The sequence below is a fragment of the Nocardia sp. NPDC003345 genome (assembly GCF_053589395.1).
Genome location: NZ_JBSFRU010000560.1, coordinates 1 through 1,906, shown reverse-complemented (window position 1 = coordinate 1,906; position 1,906 = coordinate 1). Strand labels below are relative to the sequence as shown.

Here is a 1,906-nt window from a genome sequence, read left to right as displayed (position 1 = left end):
GCCCGGGTGGTCGGCGACCTCCGCCGGGGTCCATGCGCCGATGACGGGGTCGGATATCGGGTTGATTCACGTGCTACCGGCGGCCGGATACTCGCCCCGGCCTGCGGTTCGCGTGCCACCACCGTAACTGCTTGTGAACCCATGCACAAAGTCGGTGAAATTCGCCTCATTTTGTGTCGCGGCCCGACCTTGTACGATTCCGCGCCGCGATCACGTCACCTCGGACGAGCGAGGTCGGCTCGCAATCGGGTCTCGTCGACATCGAAATAGCTGTGCTCACGGCCGTCGAGCAGCACCACCGGGAGCCGGTCACCGAATTCCGCCCGCAAACCCGGGTCGGTCGCCGCGGCGACATCCACATCCAGCGACCCGGGCTCTATCCCGAATTCGGCGCAGATCACCCGCAACTGCGCCAGTGCTCGATCACACATTCCGCAACCGGCGCGGGTCAGCAGAGTCACCTGGTGCGTGGCAGGGGCGGCGGAGTTGTCGGAGTCGCTCATAACCGATATTCAACCCGCCCCGCCGAGACGCCCACGCCACTGCAGTGCGTCCCGGCGCACGCCTCCGGTTAGTGTGGACGTGATTCGCGCGAACAGGCGGAGGTACTGGTGCCGGAACGATCGAAGGTGGGGAAAACCGGATTCATCGCGGGCCGGTTCGGGGAACTTCCGGTCCGATGGAATCTGGGCCCGCTCGGGCAGGGCCTGTCCGAGCAGCTCGCGCGTATCTCGCGCAGCCCGTTCGGACCGAGCGAAGAAGAGGTCCGCGCCAACGTCGCGGGCGAGGCCAGCGCCGACGCGGCGCTGGCCCTGCAGGACGCCGAACGGGCCGGTGCCATCGGCACACCCGGCCCGGAGGCCCCCCGCGACCTCACCGCGGCCGCATTCTTCGACGTGGACAACACCATGGTGCAGGGCGCCTCGATCGTGCATTTCGCCCGCGGATTGGCCGCCCGCAAATACTTCCGCAGTTCCGACCTGGTGGATATCGCCTGGAAACAAGTGAAGTTCCGGGTCACCGGAAAAGAGAACAGCGTCGATATGGCCTCGGGCAAAGAGAAGGCACTGGAATTCATCGCCGGCCGCTCGACCGCCGAACTCGCGGCCCTCGGCGAAGAGATCTACGACGAGATCATCGCCGACAAGATCTGGCCCGGTACCCGCGCACTGGCACAGATGCACCTCGACGCCGGCCAGCAGGTCTGGCTGGTCACCGCCACCCCGGTAGAGCTGGCCCAGGTGATCGCCAAACGGCTCGGCCTCACCGGCGCCCTCGGCACGGTCGCCGAAAGCGTCGAGGGCAGATTCACCGGCCGCCTGGTCGGCGATATCCTGCACGGCCTCGGCAAAGCCCACGCGGTCCGCGCCCTCGCCATCCGCGAGGGCCTCAATCTCAAACGCTGCACCGCCTACTCCGACAGCCACAACGACGTCCCCATGCTGTCACTCACCGGCACCGCGGTCGCCATCAACCCCGATTCGGACCTACGGGAGGTCGCCAAGGCGCGAGGGTGGGAGATCCGGGATTTCCGGACCGGACGCAAAGCCGCCAAAATCGGCGTTCCCACCGCGCTGGCATTGGGTGCGGCAGGGGGTGCGGTAGCGGCGGCGGTCACCCGGCGGCGGGGGGTGCGGTGAGGGGTGCTGGGGGGGCGTTGTCGGGGGTGTTGGGGATGGATGGCGGGGAGAGCCTGTTCGCCGGGGGAGGGGTGGGTCTGGAGGTGACCTTGCTCGCCGGGGTGGGAAGTTGAGCTTGCTCGCCAAGGTGAGGGTGAGTACGTGACCCCGCTCGGCAAGGTGACAAGGTGACCTTGCTCGCGAAGGTGAGGACGTGACCCCGCCCGCGGAGGTGGGAAGGTGACCCTGCCCGCCAAAGTGAGGACGTGACCCCGCCCGCGGAAGTG

2 protein-coding genes are annotated in these 1,906 nt (G+C 67.7%); one reads left to right on the top strand and one right to left on the bottom strand.

The annotated features are described in order from the left end of the window. Positions 1-215: 215 nt before the first annotated feature. A complete protein-coding gene (locus ACWDU1_RS31985; protein WP_450004154.1) occupies positions 216-503 on the bottom strand; it encodes a glutaredoxin family protein in 288 nt (95 codons plus the stop codon). A gap of 183 nt (positions 504-686) precedes the next feature. Here ACWDU1_RS31985 and ACWDU1_RS31980 point away from each other — a divergent pair, with 183 nt between their 5' ends. After that, a complete protein-coding gene (locus ACWDU1_RS31980; protein ID WP_450004155.1) occupies positions 687-1,640 on the top strand; it encodes an HAD family hydrolase in 954 nt (317 codons plus the stop codon). Positions 1,641-1,906: the final 266 nt, after the last annotated feature.